Genomic DNA, 14,006 nt, shown 5'->3' on the forward strand with positions numbered 1-14,006 from the left:
TTTTATTTACGGGGTTTAAACTTCGAATTATTAAAAATCTCTTCTGTACTTGTTATCATTAAATCTTTTAAAGACACTTCATTTTGCTGCATATAAGCTCTTACTATTTGCCAACCCATATATTGCCCTAGCCTACCAGGAGAATCTGCATCTATTTCTTCTAAATAAAATTTAGAAAATGGAGCAGGATTTATAAACCTACTAGGCAGCTTAGAGTCTGTACTAAACAACAATTCACGTTCTACAAAATAGCGCCAAATATAATTTTCGTTGGCCATAGCCCAATTAAATTGCTGGTTGGTATAGCCTATACGCTCTGCTTCGGTTTTAAAAGGAATAACTTTATCTTTAAAATACAATTGCTTTCCAAAATATATCATTTCGTCTAACAATGTTTTTTTCTCTTTTTGAAATGCATACTTATCAGCATATTTGGCTGCTAAATCTACAACCACTTGATCTTTACTTAAATTTGCTCTTATAAATTTCTGTATGCTTTGATAATATTCGTGGTTACTACCTAAATAAGTATCAGTAGATATTAAAGCAATCGTATCTGTTACAAACACTTTATTTCTATAATCAACAAAAGATGTTGTAGTAATCACTCTAGGAACAGAAAATTCTGGAAAATAATACTTTAAATGGTTAAATAAAGATTCTATTTCTTGTTCTGTAGAGCTAAAATCGGCAAACACCTTTTCTACCTCACCATAAAGCTGCTTTTGCAAAGTATCTTGCATTTTAGCGATCCAAAAGGTATCGCTATATTTTTCTGAAAACATAAACGGATAATGCTTCTTAATTTTTGGTAAATCTTTAATATCTGCTTCAGCAAATAATTTATCAAAACGTTCAACCGTAATATTTGTATCTATTTTAGCTATATTTTGTTCTAATTGCGATTCTTTTTTACAAGAAGCAACACCAAGTACAATAATAAAAAGGGTAATAAATTTTCTCATGTGCAAACCTATATATGCCAAGCTGGTTGTTATGTTACAACCATGTATATAGTCCATCTTTTTTTTACTCAACGCATTTCATATAAAACTTAAACGTTATAAATTTTTATTAATTGAGTGATTCTTTTATTTTTGTTAGCAAAGGTACTATTCTTATATTAAATTTATTTCATATGCATACAGAAAAAGTTGTTGATCATATTGTAAACTGGTTAAAAAATTATGCGACAAAAGCAGGAGTAAATGGTTTTGTTGTTGGGGTTTCTGGCGGAATTGATTCTGCAGTAACATCTACACTATGTGCAAAAACAGGCTTAAATGTATTGTGTATAGAAATGCCTATTCACCAAGCTCAAAGCCATGTAACTAGAGCACAAGAACATATGGCATTGTTAGAAAACAACTTTAGCAACGTAAGCACCACAAGAACAGATTTAACTCCTGTTTTTGAAGAGTTTAAAACCGAAGTGTTTTTTGATGGAGACCAAGCTACAGTAGATATGGCATTAGCTAATACCAGAGCGCGTTTAAGAATGACCACTTTGTATTATTATGCTGGACTTTACAAACTTTTAGTTGCAGGCACAGGTAATAAAGTTGAAGATTTTGGTGTTGGTTTTTATACTAAATATGGAGATGGAGGTGTAGATTTAAGTCCGATAGCCGATTTATTAAAATCTGAAGTCTATAAAATAGGTGAATTTCTTAACGTCCCAGATTCCATACTTAATGCTGCTCCAAGTGATGGGCTTTTTGGAGACACAAGAAGCGATGAAGACCAAATAGGAGCGTCGTATCCAGAACTAGAATGGGCTATGAAAATGGATGATGAAGGCAAGACTGAAAATGACTTTTCTGACAGAGAAAAAGAAGTGTTTAAAATTTACAAACGCTTTAACACTGCTAATAAACACAAAATGATTGCTATACCAATTTGCGAAATTCCTGACAATCTTATTTGAACTTTGTTATATTCGTAAATTTTTCTTACTTTTACACCTTAGGAACTCTCTCAATCATAGATTAACTACAAATCATGATAATTAAAACCACCCCTAAGATATGATAAAATTATTAATAGCAGATCCTCACCCGATCATTCGAAAAGGTTTAGAACATCTTTTCTCAACATCTACAAACATTAAAATTGTTGGTAGTTTAGACAATGGCGAAGCCATTTTAGAATTCATTAAAAAAGAACCGGTAGACATCATCCTTACAGAAGTAGATTTACCTAAACTTAATGGATTAACTGTATTACGTTATTTAAAAGCAGATTATCCAGACATTAAAACCGTTATGTTTAGCGGGCACCCAGAAGAAGTATATGGTTTAAATGCCATAAAAGCTGGTGCATCTGGTTACATTTCTAAAAACGTTAATATTATTACAATAAATGATGCTCTTATTAAAGTACATGAAGGCGGAATTTATTTAAGTAATGAGTTAACGCAGCAATTAGCTTTTGGAACTCGTGTTAACAAAAATGGTACGTTCTTTAAAAAACTATCGACCAGAGAAACCGAAGTTTTAAAACTTTTAGCAATTGGAAGAAAAAACAAAGAAGTATCGAAAGAGCTTAATATTAACGAGAAAACCGTTAGTACATATAAAGCCCGATTGATGAAAAAATTAAAAGTAACAAATTTAGTTGATTTAGTAAACCAAGCTAAACTTATGGAGACTTCTCTATAAAGCTCGGTTTAATTTTCTAGAGAGTAACATTTTTAAACCCGAATATTCCTTAACTTCTTCAAGAATGTTACGGTTTGTTTGGGTTTTATTTTGCATGGTTTCTTTTTGAAACTCTAATATTTTTTGATCTATTAAAAAGCAACGCAAGGTTAAAATAGTTTCGCTTACAAGTTGCGCTACTCCATCATTCTTTTTCTTGGGTATAATATTCATACGTTCCCAATCGTCCAGCCCATAACGTTCGTCTTCCATTAAAATACTAGATATTTCGTAAGCCATATCGTAATCTATAGTATTTATAAACGTTTTTAGCTCAAAATCTGGATTCTGATTTAAAGCATCAATAATTGTAAAATAAATATTTTTAAAATGCGAATTAGAAAACTCCATCTCATCATCTTGCAAGTCTAAAAATATTTTTTCGAACACTTTTGCTTGTTGTATAACAGGCTCTAAAACCAAATCGCCCTTAGCATTTTCCTTCAAAATTAAATCTTCAAAATCTTCTACTTTATTACCATATAATAATAGAGATTCTATCAACTTTCGTTCTAAAAGGTACTGTACATCTACCTTTTTTACTTTTTGTTCTGGTTTAATAACCTCAAAAGCCTTAGGCTGCTGTTTAGGTTTACTTGAAGCATCTTGTGCTTCTTTATTTCCTATTTGAGCAAGAGATGTAAACAACACCTCTTCACTTATATCCATAATACGAGAACACTCTTGAATATAAATTTCGCGCTTTATTGGATCTGGAATTTTAGATATACTATTTATAATATCCCTAACAGTATCGGCTTTTTTAATAGGATCGTTCTTTGTTTCTTCAAAAAGAATAGAGGCTTTAAACTGAATAAAGTCTTTAGAATTACTCGACAAATAATCTGTAAGCTCTTCTAAAGAATTTTGTTTTGCAAAACTATCTGGATCTTCTCCTTCTGGAAAACCACAAACCCTAACATTCATACCCTGTTCTAAAATAAGGTCTATACCTCTTATCGATGCACGCATACCAGCTGCATCGCCATCAAAAAGCACAGTTATATTATTAGTTAATCTATTTATTAACCTTATTTGTTGTGGTGTTAATGCAGTTCCAGAAGACGATACAACGTTTGTAATACCTCTTTGATGAAATTGAATAACATCGGTATAGCCTTCTACCAAAAAGCAATTATCTTCTTTAGCTATAGCTTGTTTGGCATGGTAAATACCATAAAGCACATTGCTTTTATGGTAAATATCGCTCTCTGGAGAGTTTACATACTTTGCAGCTTTTTTATCTGCAACAAGTATACGTCCGCCATATCCTAAAACACGACCACTCATACTCTTTATAGGAAACATAACACGACCTTTAAACCTATCGAAACGTTTGTCTTCTTTTACAATAGTAAGCCCTGTTTTTGCTAGATAATCTATGTTATAGCCTTTTTTTAATGCTTCATCTGTAAAGGCTTGCCACTCGTTAAGAGAATAACCTAAATCGAATTTTTTTATGGTTTCTTCAGTAAATCCGCGTTCTTTAAAATAGCTTAAACCTATAGATCTTCCTTGATCTGTTTTATGCAGTATATTTTGAAAATATGTATTTGCAAATTCGCTTACTAAATACAAACTTTCTTTTTCGTTAGCTTGCTCTTTTTGCTCGTCTGACTGAACTGTTTCTTCAATTTCTATATTATACTTTTTAGCTAAATATTTTATAGCTTCAGGATATGTAAAATGCTCATGTTCCATTAAAAACGAAACAGACGTACCGCCTTTACCGGTAGAGAAATCTTTCCATATTTGCTTAACAGGAGACACCATAAAACTAGGAGATCTTTCGTCGCTAAATGGACTTAATCCCTTAAAGTTACTACCCGATTTTTTAAGCTGAACAAAATCGCCAATAACCTCTTCTACTCTAGCGGTTTCAAATACTTGTTCTATGGAAGATTGTGATATCAATATATTGTTTTTAGTGTAAAGACAAATGTAATATAAACTAATGATTTTTAAAATACAAAAGCGCTTTCGATATTAAAAAATGAAAATACAAGACAGAAAAACTGATGATTTTAAGACATAAAAAAAGCCTCAAATTTATTGAGGCTTTTTTTAAATTTTATAAGCTATATGTCTCTATTGAATCTGAGTTTTTGCTCTATTATCTTCAATATCTGCAGCGTCTTTTAATGCAGTATAAAGTTTAGAGTTAACAACACTTGTTTTTTGTTGCTCTACTCTATTAGCAGCTGCTTGGTAATTATCTAACTTTACAGCAGGTATTACTTTAGTTACTTGAACCATATAAACACCGTTAACACCTTCTATTAATCCAGATGTTTCTCCTTCATTAAGTCCAAAGGCAGTACCCACAACTAAAGGCTCTCTACCTGCTCCAGAAATGGTTGGGTTTTTCATGCTTATAGCAGACGAGTTTCTTATTGTAGCGTTTTCTGCTTTTGCAAGTTCTTCTAGGCTAGTTACAGAAATTCTTGATTTAATCATTTCAGCCTTTTTCTTTTTTCTAATTGCTGGTAATGCAGTTGCAGAAGCATCTTCTACACTCATTAAACCTGCTTCATGCTTAGCTACTAACTGTACAATTGCATAGCCTCCATTAACATTAAAACGTTTTACATCTCCTGTTTCTGCATCCTCTTCGTAAGCCCAACGTACAATTGGTCTTTGGCTACCTAAGCCTGGTATGTTTTCGTCTAATACTTTAATTCCATTTACAGGACGTACAGTAAACTTACTTTCTGTAGCTATATCTTGAAAATCTCCTTCTCCTACTTTAATTTCGAAATTAGAAGCATCTCTAAACACTTTATCTATTGTAGCTTCAGATGGCTCTATAACTCTAGAAATAGTACCTACTTGCACCACTTTCTTTTTTTCTTTTTGTCCTTCTATTTCTATAACGTGGAAACCAAAAACTGTTTTTACAACACCTATATCTCCTGTTTTTCCTTCAAATTCAAAATCGTTAAATTCTGGAACCATTGTATTGTATGGGTGCCAATCGTAACGTCCCTCATTCTCTACACTTCCTTTATCAGAAGAAAATGCTTTTACTAATTCAGGAAATTTAGATCTATTAGATTTAATAACTTTAACTAAACTATCTGCAGTTATTTTTGCTTGCTCTTCAGTTTGAGTAACCGCTGCATCAGCAGATCTAGAGCCTAAATAAGGGATAAGAATATGTCTTACTTTTGCAGAATCTGGAATTTGCTTAACAGCAATAAGTTTAGATATTTTAAAGCTACCACCATCTTTATATGGTCCGTAAGTCTCACCTACGTTAAGGTTATAAATATTATCTGCAACAGCAGTTGGTAAACTAGATTTAAATACAAAACGGTTATCAAACTTAACATCAGAATTTTCGTTAATATAAGTTTCGTTATCTTCTACTTTAGCAAAAGGCTCTATAGCGTCATCTCTACCAGCTTCTTTTCCTGTTAAGTAAGTATTTAATTCTGCTTTAATAGCGTTTTCATCTTCAACAGTAGCAACTTCTTTAAACTCTACATATCTAATATCTCTAGAGGCTTCTGCTTCGTATTGTTGCTTATTATCATTAATATAACTAGATATATCTGATTTTGAAACTGTAATTGTACTATCTACAATTGATGAATAAGCAATTTGAATAAATTTTAAATCTACTTTGTTTCCTTCTAAATTATGAGCTAATTCTCCTTCTGCTAAAGTACCTGTTAAACCAGCTTTAACCATGTTAAAGTAATTTTGCTGTAAGGCATTAGAGGCTATAGATTTTTCGTAATTAACCCAACCTTGGTAACCAGCGACAGATGTTTCTTTTAAGTTAGCTATATACTCGTTTAGTTTATTTTCGTCAAATAAACCTGCTTCGTTTAAAAACTCTGGACTACTAGCTAAAGTTGTTTTTAACAAATCTCTCATTTGGTCTTTCTCTACAGAAATACCTAATTTTTCGAATTGAGTTTCCATAACAGCTTGTCTAACCTCTTGTTCCCAAACAGAATTCATTACTTGAGTGTTTGTAGCATTTGGTCCTGCTTGTCTTTGTGCAGCTTCTACTTTTTGTAAAAATTCATTACGATCAATGTCCTTTCCATTTATTGTTGCAACCGTATTTTGCGATTTTGCCGAAAGTGCATCACTATTTTTAAATAAATCTCCAATTACAAAAGCAAATAAAGCCAATGCAATAATTAAGATTAAAAATAAGGAACGTTGTCTAATTTTATTTAAAACTGCCATCTGTCATTTAAATTTTTAAAAAATACCCATTATTGGGATTCAAATTGTTATTTTTTTTGCCCAATTTATAATTATTAAGTGTTTATAACACACTTTTATTTTAAATTTCACAAAAATATCGTGCGCGAAAATACCATTTTCTATTTAATAATGAAAATAGAAAAGCGCATTAATTCTATTAAACTTTTAGATTTTTACTTTTGTTGAAGTAAGAAAATTAAAATGATTGATACCTACTGTGATATTAATCATTTTATTACCATTAATCTTCGTCTACAAGTTCTAATTTTACTAAGCTAATTTTAGCACTAGATGCCTCTATTATAGTAAACTGAAACTTATCTATTTTAATAACATCGTCTTCTTGCGGAATTTCTTCTGTATGGCTAACTATAAGTCCCCCAAGTGTTTCGTAATGTTCGCTTTCGGGTAAATTAATTTTATACGTTTCGTTTATATGGTCTACCTCCAAACGTGCAGAGAATTTAAATATATTATCGTCTACAAGTTCTTCTGTTAAATCTACATTATCGTGTTCGTCTTCAATTTCACCAAAAAGCTCTTCTACTATATCTTCAACAGTCATAATACCAGATGTACCTCCATACTCGTCTAAAACAACAGCTATACTTTTTCTTTTTTTAATAAGAATATTAAGCACATCGTTTATTAAAACTGTACCTGGCACATACTCCACTGGTAGTAACATAGACTTTATAGTCTCTGGCTTTTTAAACAACTCGAAAGAATGTACATAACCCAAAATATCGTCTACCGTGTCTTTATAAACTAAAATTTTTGTACAACCTGTTTCAGTAAAAAGTGCGCTAAGGTTTTTAATGCTATCGTTAATCTCTACACCAATTATTTCGGTTCTTGGCACCATAACCTCTCTAGCTTTTACCTCTGAAAACTCCAATGCGTTTTGAAAAATTTGAATTTCGGTATCGACCTCATCATCATCTTCAACAGATTCCATTTGCTCACTAATATAGTTACCTAACTCTACTTTTGTAAATGCTAGCTGAATTTGATCGCCTTCGGTTTTAAAAAAATGTTTAAGAACAAAATCTGATATCCAAATAACAAAATCTGAAACCAACGAGAATAACACATAAAATATGTATGCAGGTATGGCAAAGAATTTTATTAGAGAATTAGAATAAATTTGGAAGAATACCTTAGGTAAAAACTCGGCAGTTATTAAAATAACTAAAGTTGAAATTATAGTTTGAGTTAACAAACTAAAATTGGTTAGCATTGCCTCTAAAAAACTATTGCTTGTTGGTAAAAATGTTTGAAACCAATCGACCAATAAATCGCCCATAAAAAACCCATAAATAACTAGTGCTATATTGTTACCAATAAGCATAGTTGCTATAAATTTAGAAGGTTTTGCTGTAAGTTTACTTAATATTTTAGCAAAAAAACCTTCTTGTTTTTTCTCTATTTCGATGTGTATTTTGTTTGAAGATATATATGCAATCTCCATCCCTGAGAAAAAGGCAGATAGTAATAACGAAACAATTATAATTATTACATAAACACTCATTTATTTAGAGTTGTTTCTGTTTTCGAATTTTTTACTAAACTTTCGTTTGAAGAAAAACATAAAAATAGCTGTTGCTCCTAACAATAAAGAAGCATAAGCTACTTCTCCTGTATTAGTATATTTTGCAAAAGCGTCATAAAGAAATAATGCTGCAAAAATTAAATAGGCATATTGGAAAAATTTTGAAAATTTGGTCATAACATTTAATCATTCTTAATACAAAGATAGATAAAAACCATATGGTATTATATATCTTTATATTATTTGATAGCTTATTATTAAATAGTGACGTGCAGTAACTACTCGTCTAAAGTTACAATACCAGAAACTTCTAATACTTCGGCATTAGTAAATTTTGAGTTAGAATCGAAACCATTACCATGTATTAAATCTAACCCTGTTCTAAATTTTACAGGCTTGTTAGTAAACAGCCATCCTTTAGTATTATCGTAGTATAATTGCTCTGCAAACAAGGTGTCTTTATCGGCTGTAATTAACTTAACATTACCTTGTAAATCGATTAAATTTGTTAAATCGTAAATTATGGCGTAATCTGCTATTATATTACTTCGTTTATTGTCTTCGTTAAACACTTCTAAATCGAGCCCCTTAGGAAACTCTTTATAAGGGTAGCTTCTATTAGAGTAATCTAACATTTGCGGGCTAATTAAAATAGATTTAACCCTACCAGAATCTATGTACTTAAAATTAAGATCTACAGCTTCGGCAATGGGTTCGTTCTCAGAAACACCAATTTTATTAACCTGACTTAAATTATTATTACATGAAAAAAACATAGTCACAGCAATTGCTGTGACTATGTTAAACATTCTATATGTTGATATTAGTTTCATTTAAATTTTTGGCACTACTACAGACGACCCAATCCAACAACCAATAGTAATTGTTTTACCTGTCATACCAGCTGTAAAAATTTCTGACTTAGTAGGTGCTTTTGCTTTATAACTTGTAGCAGATTGTGCTGCTGCCTTTTTTAAAGTTGGATCTACTCTTGATGCTCTTTGAGCTTCTTGAGCTGCTAACCAGTATACTGCTCTTTTATTAAAGTTAGTATCTCCACAGTTTTTAGCACTAGATGCATACATTGCTGCTATAGATAGGTGTGGTCTTCCGCTTGAAGGGTTTAATTTTAAAGCTTGTCTAAAGTAGTTTCTTGCTTTACCGTAACTATGCTTCTTTTTTAATATTAAACCAATTCTGTTTGCCAATTTACCTTTTTTGTAAGTATCTGTTTCTAACTCGAAAGATTGATTTAAGTAGCTTTCTGCTTCAGATGTTTTTCCTTTTTTAAGTAAAATTGTAGCTACGAAGTATTTAGTATCTGCAGATGGTGCAGTTTCATCGTAAGCTTTTACTAATTGCTCGTATAATGGATCTTCTGTACATTCTTTATGATACATCTTGCTAACCGCTCTCTTTAACCATACAGCATCAGATCTATGTGCTTCAAAATCTTTTTGGTATAGAGGAATAAGGTTTGTACAATTTGCTCTTTCTCCTAATTTACTATCAATACTACCAGCAATTTGATCGTAAGCTTTTAAATAACTTTCGTAGTATCTTTTATAGCTGTTTTCTTTTTTAGATAATACTGTTCCTCCATCAACTTTTTCTGCTAACTTATTAAGTTTTTCTGAGTAACTTTTAACCTCATCATCTACTTTCTCTACAATATCGTCGTATTTATTAAATAAATCTTGAGCTGGTTTAGCCCCTGCATCATACAAATCTACCATTAAAGAAAAATAGGTATATAAACTTTTCGGGTTTGTAAAAGTATCTTTATCTAATTTGTAAGCTGCATCAAAACAATCGTATAATTCAGCATCAGTTTTACCTAACTCTTTTTTGTTATCATACATTAATTGGCAAGCTTTTGCAGCATACTCTCCTTTTTTAGTTTTGCTTGCAAAATATTCAGCTCTTTTTTCCCATAACAATAATAAATCGTTAATTAAAGCTACTTTATCGGCTCCAGATGCTTGGTCTATTTTATGGTTTAATATTTTTTCTCCATCAATATAAATAGCTGTATTAAACTTTGGACATTTATTTCTTACCGCCATCCAAGGTTCGAATGCCGCGTCATAATTTTTAGCTTTTACATATTCGTGAAATATAGACAGTTTTGTCATACACTCCTCATCTTGCTGTGCAAAACCTGAATTAAAGCCTATAAATAAGAAAGCTAATAAAAAAGTAATTTTTGTTTTCATGGTAATAATTTTATGCTGTTAATTGTATTTTCGTTTCTCGAACCATCTATCGTTCAAAGATAAACTTATATGCAAATTAATAAAATTCTCTTGTATTAAATTGCTGTTTTTAGTACCTCTTTTGCCAATTTCTAGACCTAGGTTTGCATTAGAGATTCCTCCTGTTAATGGTAATCCTACTCCAAAAGACATGCCAAACTCTTCAATAGACTGTCCGTTTATATTTAAACCTGTTTTTTCTTGGTGTAAACCAGCTCTATAAACCATTCGTTTTAAGTAACTTGTATACGAATTGTATTGTGGAATATAAAAACCTCCTATAGATATAGTAGACGCATCTTCGTATGTTGTAGATGAACTAGAATATAATGGATTTGAAAAATCGCCAGTTTTTTGAGACGTAAATTCGGTACCTACAAACCACTTTCTAGGAGCTCCTATTCCTGCTCCAAACGAAAATTTTGACGGTATTGTTAAATCTGTTTGATGCAAACCTACTGATTCTAGGTCTACACTTACAGAACTAATTTCTGAATCTGTTCCTGTATCTGAAACAACTACCGTAGACAAATCTCTTGTATTTTTAGAAACCAAAGTATGCTTTGGCATATAGGTAAGCCCTGTAACAAGTTCTAATTTTTCTGTAATCATCGATTTATACGACACACCAAAGTTAAAGTTTAAGCCACTTAAATCTGACCTATTACTTTCTTTAGATTGATTAAGCAATGGCAACCCATCGCTATCGTATCTGTAAATTATAGAGCTATTCTCTATATTACCAAAGTTATACTGTGCATCAACACCAACGCTAAATCCTTTTTTAATGCGGTAAGCAAAACCTAAAAAGGCTTTATTTACGCCACCTTCTCCAGTAAATCTGTTAGAAATGTCACCATCATCGTTGACATCTTCTAGTTTATAACCTACTGCTGTGTATGGCACTAAACCAAAGCCAAAGCCAAACTTACCCATAGGTACGTTCATTGCCAAATAATCGAATGTTGTAGAAGATGTGCTACCTTCACTTACATCGCTTTCTAAGTTTATACTAGAGTGGCTACCACCAACTGTAAATTTAACTGGTCTACTTTCGTTGTTCCAAAGCTCTAAATTATCTCCTGCGTAAGATGCTGGATTTCGTAAATTAACATGTATACTGTCGGTGTAAATACTTAGACCTCCCATACTTCTATTCTCTACCGTCCCTTTAAATTTTAGACTTCCAATTCCATAAAAAGAATAAGGCGATGCCGTATTCTCTTGAGCATAAGTTTGAAAAGTAAAAATTGTAACAAAAACTAATACAAGTTTTTTTATCATTTGTTTAATTAAATTGTAAAATATGATTCAATCCTTCTAATAAAAAATTAGAGTTCGCAAATATGCTACTTTTTAATTGTTTAGACAAGAAATTACTATTGCCTCCTGTTAAAATAACTGTTAAATCTGGGTATTTAAGAGCATATTCCTCAATTACCCCGTCAATTTCTTTTAAAACACCATTAATAACTCCTGAATGAATCGAGCTGTTTGTTGATGTGCCTATAATATTTTTTGGTTCTTCTATTTCTAACAACGGTAAATTTGCTGTTAAATTATTTAAAGACTTATATCGCACGACTATTCCTGGAGAAATGGCTCCACCTAAATACTCGTTTTTAGCGGTAACAAAATCGTAAGTAATACATGTTCCCGCATCTATAATTAATACATTTTTACTTGGAAATTGCTGCACAGAAGCGCAAACTAACGCTATTCTATCTACACCTAAAGTTTTTGGCGTATCGTATAAATTTTTAAAGGGTAATTTGGTTTCTGAGCTTAATTGTATTAATTTAAAATGTGTGTCAATATATTTTAAATCTTCATCTTTTAAACTTCCTACCGACGAAACAATGGCTTTTTTTATTAAAGGATACTGCTTTTTTATACCATTAACCGTAACTAAAAAGTGTTCCATCTTAACTGCTTTCTTATCTATTAGTGTGTTATCACTAAAAACAGCAAACTTTACTAATGTATTACCTACATCTATTATTAAATTCATTTTTTTGTATCAAGTGTCAAATTTACAAAACACTTTATTAAAATAATTTTATTTCCTCATGTAATTAATATTGAAGCAATTATAGGTGTCGACTAAAAAAAATGAATAATTTTTTTAATTTTTTACCTTTTTATTTTGGCAGATAACAATATTGAGTATATATTTGCATCCGCTAAGCGAGGTGCCTTAGCTCAGTTGGTAGAGCAAAGGACTGAAAATCCTTGTGTCCCTGGTTCGATTCCTGGAGGCACCACTTCGAAAAGTGAACCCTTGATTATCTTTTGATTTTCAAGGGTTTTTTATTTTACAACAATAACAGATTAACTTAATTCTGCACGAAGCTTTTCTAGCAACCTCTTAGTTGCCATTATACCTGTATCTGGACTCATAATTTCTCCTTCGTACTCTATACCTATATAACCAGAATAATTATGTTTTTTAACAATTTCTAAAACACGCTTGTAATCAATTTTAGTTTCCTCGCCTTTTTCATCAAAATGGTAAGACTTAGCACTTACTGCTTTAGCAAAAGGCATCATTTCGTCTATACCTTTATATTTATCATATTCATTTAAACAAGCACGTTCTTTACCACGTTTAATACAAAAATTCCCAAAATCGGGTAATGTGCCACAATTTGGTAAGTTAACCGAATTCATAACATCTACCACCCAAGCACCATCACTAGAGTATCCGCCATGGTTTTCTAAAATAACATTTAACCCAAAATCTTTGGCAAAATTAGATAAGCTTATAAAACTTTTAACCGTGTTTTTATGCAATTCTTCTTTACTTCCATTTCCCCTTGCATCAACACGAATAGAATGGCAACCTATTGCTTTTGCTGCTTCTATCCATTTTTTATGATTTTCTACAGCTTCCAAACGTTTTGTCTCGCTTTGATGCCCCAACAAGCCTTCTTTACCAACCATAATTAAAAGGTTTTTAACCCCTTCGTCTTCTGCTCTTTGTTTTAATTCCTTTTGATAGCTTTTATCGGTTGCTGGTTTATCAAAAAAGAAACTTACATACTCAACACCTAAAATACCATACTTATCTTTTGCGTATTTAGGAAAATCTAAATTAGCAATAGTGCCACTTTTTAAAGCCTCTCGAACAGACCATTGCGCCAACGAAATATCAAAATGAAATTTTGGAGTTAACAAATTACATGCTGGAGACATTAAGGCTAAAGCACCTACAGATAATACACCACTCTTTTTTAAAAACATTTTTCTATCCATTCGTATTTTATTTTTATAAAT

General features: G+C 31.5%; 12 protein-coding genes and 1 tRNA gene. 3 read left to right on the forward strand and 10 right to left on the reverse strand.

The genetic code is table 11. From position 1 onward, the window contains the following. Window positions 1-2: 2 nt before the first annotated feature. Entirely contained in the window at window positions 3-965 is a 963-nt protein-coding gene (gene gldB / locus ABD715_RS11485; protein ID WP_344788376.1) for a gliding motility lipoprotein GldB, read from the reverse strand. A 173-nt stretch (window positions 966-1,138) separates the two neighbouring features. On the opposite strand from gldB, the gene nadE reads away from it, so the two are divergent. Further along, entirely contained in the window at window positions 1,139-1,927 is a 789-nt protein-coding gene (nadE, locus tag ABD715_RS11490; RefSeq protein WP_344788377.1) for an NAD(+) synthase, read from the forward strand. A 100-nt stretch (window positions 1,928-2,027) separates the two neighbouring features. Further along, window positions 2,028-2,660 (forward strand): response regulator, encoded by a 633-nt coding sequence (locus ABD715_RS11495; protein WP_344788378.1) that lies wholly within the window; start codon window positions 2,028-2,030, stop codon window positions 2,658-2,660. Here ABD715_RS11495 and dnaG read toward each other — a convergent pair. The 8 genes from dnaG to ABD715_RS11535 form a co-directional block, all read right to left on the reverse strand. Next, window positions 2,655-4,613 (reverse strand): DNA primase, encoded by a 1,959-nt coding sequence (gene dnaG, locus ABD715_RS11500; RefSeq protein ID WP_344788379.1) that lies wholly within the window; start codon window positions 4,611-4,613, stop codon window positions 2,655-2,657. The genes ABD715_RS11495 and dnaG overlap by 6 nt on opposite strands. Window positions 4,614-4,787: 174 nt before the next feature. Further along, window positions 4,788-6,902: a peptidylprolyl isomerase gene (locus ABD715_RS11505; RefSeq protein ID WP_344788380.1), complete on the reverse strand. Its 2,115-nt coding sequence runs from the start codon at window positions 6,900-6,902 to the stop codon at window positions 4,788-4,790. Window positions 6,903-7,164: 262 nt separating this feature from the next. Beyond that, a complete protein-coding gene (locus tag ABD715_RS11510; protein ID WP_344788381.1) occupies window positions 7,165-8,454 on the reverse strand; it encodes a hemolysin family protein in 1,290 nt (429 codons plus the stop codon). Beyond that, the gene (locus tag ABD715_RS11515) at window positions 8,455-8,652 is read right to left on the reverse strand and encodes a hypothetical protein (RefSeq protein WP_344788382.1); all 198 of its coding nucleotides are present in this window, start codon (window positions 8,650-8,652) and stop codon (window positions 8,455-8,457) included. A 101-nt stretch (window positions 8,653-8,753) separates the two neighbouring features. Continuing rightward, window positions 8,754-9,284: an LPS export ABC transporter periplasmic protein LptC gene (lptC, locus tag ABD715_RS11520; protein ID WP_344788383.1), complete on the reverse strand. Its 531-nt coding sequence runs from the start codon at window positions 9,282-9,284 to the stop codon at window positions 8,754-8,756. A gap of 24 nt (window positions 9,285-9,308) precedes the next feature. Further along, entirely contained in the window at window positions 9,309-10,691 is a 1,383-nt protein-coding gene (locus ABD715_RS11525) for a tetratricopeptide repeat protein (RefSeq protein WP_344788384.1), read from the reverse strand. An 18-nt stretch (window positions 10,692-10,709) separates the two neighbouring features. After that, a complete protein-coding gene (gene bamG / locus ABD715_RS11530; RefSeq protein ID WP_344788385.1) occupies window positions 10,710-12,014 on the reverse strand; it encodes a BamG family beta-barrel-assembly machinery protein in 1,305 nt (434 codons plus the stop codon). A gap of 4 nt (window positions 12,015-12,018) precedes the next feature. Then, on the reverse strand, window positions 12,019-12,741 hold the full coding sequence (locus ABD715_RS11535) for a type III pantothenate kinase (RefSeq protein WP_344788386.1): 723 nt from the start codon (window positions 12,739-12,741) through the stop codon (window positions 12,019-12,021). A gap of 180 nt (window positions 12,742-12,921) precedes the next feature. On the opposite strand from ABD715_RS11535, the gene ABD715_RS11540 reads away from it, so the two are divergent. After that, window positions 12,922-12,994: transfer RNA gene (locus ABD715_RS11540), tRNA-Phe, on the forward strand. A 67-nt stretch (window positions 12,995-13,061) separates the two neighbouring features. Here ABD715_RS11540 and ABD715_RS11545 read toward each other — a convergent pair. Continuing rightward, window positions 13,062-13,985, reverse strand: coding sequence for a sugar phosphate isomerase/epimerase family protein (locus ABD715_RS11545; RefSeq protein WP_344788387.1), 924 nt, complete (start codon window positions 13,983-13,985; stop codon window positions 13,062-13,064). Window positions 13,986-14,006: the final 21 nt, after the last annotated feature.

It is taken from the genome of Postechiella marina (assembly GCF_039538365.1).
Taxonomy (GTDB): Bacteria; Bacteroidota; Bacteroidia; order Flavobacteriales; family Flavobacteriaceae; genus Postechiella; species Postechiella marina.

Bases quoted from the DNA above. Each gene is read 5' to 3' on its own strand.
- gldB (WP_344788376.1), bottom strand. From the start codon at position 965: ATGAGAAAATTTATTACCCTTTTTATTATTGTACTTGGTGTTGCTTCT.
- ABD715_RS11495 (WP_344788378.1), top strand. From the start codon at position 2,028: ATGATAAAATTATTAATAGCAGATCCTCACCCGATCATTCGAAAAGGT.
- ABD715_RS11515 (WP_344788382.1), bottom strand. From the start codon at position 8,652: ATGACCAAATTTTCAAAATTTTTCCAATATGCCTATTTAATTTTTGCA.
- ABD715_RS11510 (WP_344788381.1), bottom strand. From the start codon at position 8,454: ATGAGTGTTTATGTAATAATTATAATTGTTTCGTTATTACTATCTGCC.
- ABD715_RS11505 (WP_344788380.1), bottom strand. From the start codon at position 6,902: ATGGCAGTTTTAAATAAAATTAGACAACGTTCCTTATTTTTAATCTTA.
- ABD715_RS11545 (WP_344788387.1), bottom strand. From the start codon at position 13,985: ATGGATAGAAAAATGTTTTTAAAAAAGAGTGGTGTATTATCTGTAGGT.
- ABD715_RS11525 (WP_344788384.1), bottom strand. From the start codon at position 10,691: ATGAAAACAAAAATTACTTTTTTATTAGCTTTCTTATTTATAGGCTTT.
- ABD715_RS11535 (WP_344788386.1), bottom strand. From the start codon at position 12,741: ATGAATTTAATAATAGATGTAGGTAATACATTAGTAAAGTTTGCTGTT.
- bamG (WP_344788385.1), bottom strand. From the start codon at position 12,014: ATGATAAAAAAACTTGTATTAGTTTTTGTTACAATTTTTACTTTTCAA.
- lptC (WP_344788383.1), bottom strand. From the start codon at position 9,284: ATGTTTAACATAGTCACAGCAATTGCTGTGACTATGTTTTTTTCATGT.
- nadE (WP_344788377.1), top strand. From the start codon at position 1,139: ATGCATACAGAAAAAGTTGTTGATCATATTGTAAACTGGTTAAAAAAT.